This is a genomic window from Oleiphilus sp. HI0125, assembly GCF_001635355.1.
On sequence record NZ_LWGF01001203.1, the window covers coordinates 1 to 1,414 of the forward strand.

1 protein-coding gene and 1 pseudogene are annotated in these 1,414 nt (G+C 46.5%); both read left to right on the top strand.

Annotated features, from left to right (window positions below):
* On the top strand, positions 1–1,053 hold a 1,053-nt coding region (locus tag A3762_RS21045), incomplete at its 5' end, for an ABC transporter permease subunit (protein ID WP_156493646.1).
* A 10-nt stretch (positions 1,054–1,063) separates the two neighbouring features.
* Positions 1,064–1,414 (top strand): annotated as a pseudogene (locus tag A3762_RS21050) (phosphate ABC transporter, permease protein PstA); the annotation flags it as partial.

The following is a 1,414-nucleotide window of genomic DNA, read 5'->3' on the forward strand; positions in this document are numbered from 1 at the left end:
GTGGATAACGAGCACCCTGAAATTTCCTTCTCAGCACTTTGGGGCAAGGTTTGGTATGAGGGTTATGAAGAGCCAGATTACATTTGGCAATCTTCAGCAGCGAATAATGACTTCGAACCAAAATACAGCTTATCCCCTCTTGCATTCGGTACCTTAAAAGCAGCGTTCTACGCGATGCTTGTTGCAACGCCTCTAGCAATCTGTGGTGCTTTGTATACCGCATACTTCATGTCACCGGGTTTACGTCGTAAGGTAAAACCATCAATCGAATTGATGGAAGCATTACCTACCGTAATTCTAGGTTTCTTGGCAGGTTTATTCTTCGCACCGTTTATGGAAGAAAACCTTCCTGGCGTATTCGCAGTACTCATAATCACCCCGATCTTCATCCTTCTATTCGGCTTTATATGGAGTAACTTACCCTCCAACATTCGTCGTTTAGTGCCTGATGGCTGGGACCCAGTGCTGCTGATTCCTGTCATTATCTTTGGTGGTTGGCTTGCCATGGCGCTCAGCCCAACACTAGAAGTCGCATTCTTCAATGGTGATATGCGCCTTTGGTTAACGAATGAAGCCGGTATCGATTTCGACCAACGTAACGCCTTAGTCGTTGGTGCAGCAATGGGCTTTGCAGTTATCCCTACCATCTTCTCGATTACAGAAGATGCCGTGTTCAGTGTGCCAAAACATCTGACCCAAGGCTCTCTTGCACTTGGTGCAACGCAGTGGCAAACCATGACACGCGTTATCCTTCCAACAGCAAGCCCGGGTATTTTCTCAGCGGTAATGATTGGTATGGGTCGTGCGGTCGGTGAAACCATGATCGTACTGATGGCGACTGGTAACACCCCGATCATGGACATCAATATCTTTGAAGGTATGCGTACTTTGTCAGCAAACATTGCTGTCGAAATGCCTGAATCAGAAGTGGGTAGCACGCACTACCGCATCTTATTCCTCGCAGCCTTTGTTCTATTCCTGTTTACCTTTGTCGTAAACACCTTTGCAGAATTTGTGCGCCAGCGTCTTCGCAACAAGTACAGTGTGATTTAAGGAGTCTATTGTGCGCGTATCAGTTAAAAAATGGTTTAAAAACGGCGACCCATGGGTTTGGTTCAACGCCGGTGCTGTTGCCATCAGCATGGTTATGGTTTTCGGTCTTCTTTGGTTGATCGCAAGCCGAGGTCTTGTCCACTTCTGGGCTCACGATGTGATGCAAGCAGAAGTGACAGCTAAAAATGGTGATCGTTACACCATCATTGGTGAACTCGTTGAAACCGTAGAAGTGTCTGCGGATCAACTACGTGATGCTGGATATAGCATTCCTGAAGATCTAGAGCATCTGGATCGTAATCTAATGAAGATTGGTAACCGTGATATTTCAGGTACTGACTTCCGTTGGATTCTTGCTCGT